At 65.8% G+C, this 2,494-nt stretch carries 3 protein-coding genes; 2 read left to right on the forward strand and 1 reads right to left on the reverse strand.

Annotation, left to right across the window (positions count from 1 at the left end):
* Positions 1-329: 329 nt before the first annotated feature.
* The gene (locus tag D3273_RS28615) at positions 330-623 is read left to right on the forward strand and encodes a DUF2934 domain-containing protein (RefSeq protein WP_165359753.1); all 294 of its coding nucleotides are present in this window, start codon (positions 330-332) and stop codon (positions 621-623) included.
* Between the two features lie 123 nt (positions 624-746).
* A complete protein-coding gene (locus tag D3273_RS27485; protein WP_245501422.1) occupies positions 747-1,568 on the forward strand; it encodes an alpha/beta fold hydrolase in 822 nt (273 codons plus the stop codon).
* Between the two features lie 65 nt (positions 1,569-1,633).
* Here the strand turns inward: D3273_RS27485 and D3273_RS27490 are convergent.
* Positions 1,634-2,494, reverse strand: an 861-nt coding sequence (locus D3273_RS27490; protein WP_165359754.1) for a LysR family transcriptional regulator, incomplete at its 5' end; no start/stop codon positions are given.

The following is a 2,494-nucleotide window of genomic DNA, read 5'->3' on the forward strand; positions in this document are numbered from 1 at the left end:
TGTGCGCCATGGCGGATCCTACCATGAGGCTGGGGGACGGGGAGCACGACCCTCCCCTTTCCACACAGTCTGTAGGACATAAGCGACAGATAGAGGATGGCCGTAGCGAGACGCAGCCCAGGACAGCTGCTGACTAGGTGGATCAGCCCCGAGCCGCATGTCGGCTGAGGAATACCTCATCGGACATCAGAGAAGCTGATAGGTGCAGCGCTAAAGTGGGAACTCGTGCTCCTATCAGCCCGGAGCGGGCATTTCAGCGTGAGCTTGACTTGTGCCAACTGGTCAACCGCAGGTATGGCAGGCGGACGAACCATCGGCAAGAGCCCAACGTGAACCTCGACCGCCATACCGCCATCACCGCTCGTGCGCACCAAATCTGGGAGAAGAGCGGCTGCGTTCACGGGCAGGACGTGCAGCACTGGCGACAGGCCGAGCGGGAGCGCGACGAAGCGGAAGCCAGGGCCGCCGCGGTCGAACAGTTCAACGCCGGGCCGATCGAGGTTGCACCCGCCAAGCTGACCAGGAAGCACGTCGCGAAGGCCGCAGAACCCGCGGGTGAGGTCCCAGCCGCATCGGCCCGAAAGCCTCGTGTGAGCCGCAAAGCCTCGGCTCCGCCTTTGTAACGGACACAGAGCTGTTAATGGGGATGGCCCACCGCAGATCTGGAGGATGAACTCATGACAGTAGTCCGAACGGACCTCCTCGATATCGCCTTCGAAAGCGGAGGACCCGTCGACGGATCACCCGTGCTGCTCCTGCACGGCTGGCCCGACGATGCCACGGCTTGGCGCGGCATCACGCCGGCTCTGGAGGCAGCCGGATACCGCTGGGCCGCACCTTGGCTGCGCGGCTTCGGCAGCACTCGCTTTCTATCCGACGGAACGCCCCGTGACGGCAGCGGCGTCGCCCTTGCGCAGGACGCCCTGGATCTGGCAGAGGCGCTCGGCTGGTCTCGCTTCGCGGTCGTCGGGCATGACTGGGGTGGGCGCGCCGCCTACCTTATGGCCGCGCTCGCGCCCGAGCGCCTGACATCGATCGCGTCGCTCGCTATCGGCTATGCGCCGCGTGGCCGTTTTGCAGTCCCTAGCTTCGCGCAAAGCCGGCTCTGGTGGTATCAGTGGTTTATGACGACGGATGGCGGTGCTGTAGCAGTGCGGAACGATCCGATCGGCTTCGCCCGCATCCAGTGGGAGACCTGGAGCCCCGCGGGCTGGTTCGACGCCGCGGTCTTCGACACAACGGCGGAGAGCTTCCGCAACCCCGATTGGGCTTCGATTACGCTGCACGGCTATCGCAGCCGCTGGCAGACCGAGCCGCTCGACGCGCAGTATGCGCCGCTCCGGGACAGAGTCGACGCAACTGAGACTCTTGCCATCCCGACGCTGATGATCCAGGGCGGGGCAGATGCTTGCGATCCAGCGAACGGATCAGAGGAGCAGCAACGCTACTTCACCTCCGGCTATCGCCGGCTCGTGCTCCCAGGCGTCGGGCACTTCCCAGCGCGTGAAGCGCCAATCGCGGTCGCCGAAGCGGTTCTGGCTCACCTTGCCGCGACCTCATCCTGGTAGAGATGCCGCCACGGTGAACCCGCTGTAGCAAGCCAGCCATCACCGCAGGACCGCAAATACATCCGTCAGGGTTTGGCGCCACCACACGTGGCCGGGATCGTGTTGGAAGCGGGGTGCCACCAAAGGTAGGCGTCGCTCGACGGCAGGACGAGAGGAACGTCTCTGACCTCGACATCGTGCCATGCCGCGCGATCGGTGATCGCCTTCGGCAGGGTCGCGACGAGGTCAGAAGCCGCCACCATCCAGATAGCTGCCGGAAAGCTCGGGACCGTCATGGCGACGCGCCGGCGACGGTCGAGAGTCTCCAGCGCGCCGTCGACGATACCCACGCCCTGTCCCGTGGTGCTCACGAGAAGGTGCGGCAGGGCGGTGTAAGCATCAAGGTCGAGGTCGGTATCGAGCGCCGGATGGCCGCGGCGTAGGACGCAACGGAAGGGCTCGGAGATGACGCGGACCCGCATCATTTCTCGGTCCAGTGCCAGCTGGTGCTCAACCTCCGCACCGGCCAGGACGAGATCAAGGCGGCCGCTCGCAAGGTCGTCGGCGAGTCCTGGACCGATCGATCTCAAATGGAGGTCTAGACCCGGTGCCTCGCGCCTCAGGCGCCCGACCAGCTCGGGTAGCACCGTGAACTGAGGATGATCCGGGGTTGCGAGGGTGAAACGCCGCGTCGACGACGCCGGATCGAAAGCTGTCTCATGGCCGAGCACGCGCTCGAGTTCAGCCAGCCCGAGCGACAGGCCAGGGCGCAAGGCCAGAGCGCGTGGCGTCGGACTAAGCGTGTTGCCGATGCGGACCAGCAGCGGATCGCCGAAGCGGTCCCGCAGGGCATGCAGGGAATGGCTGATCGTAAGCGGTGCGCCGGGCCCACGTTGCGGATGGCTGGCTTTTAGAGCAGGGCTCGGCGGAGGCGGTTCGGCACGGCG

The organism is Lichenibacterium minor (genome assembly GCF_004137685.1).
GTDB classification, from domain to species: domain Bacteria; phylum Pseudomonadota; class Alphaproteobacteria; order Rhizobiales; family Beijerinckiaceae; genus Lichenihabitans; species Lichenihabitans minor.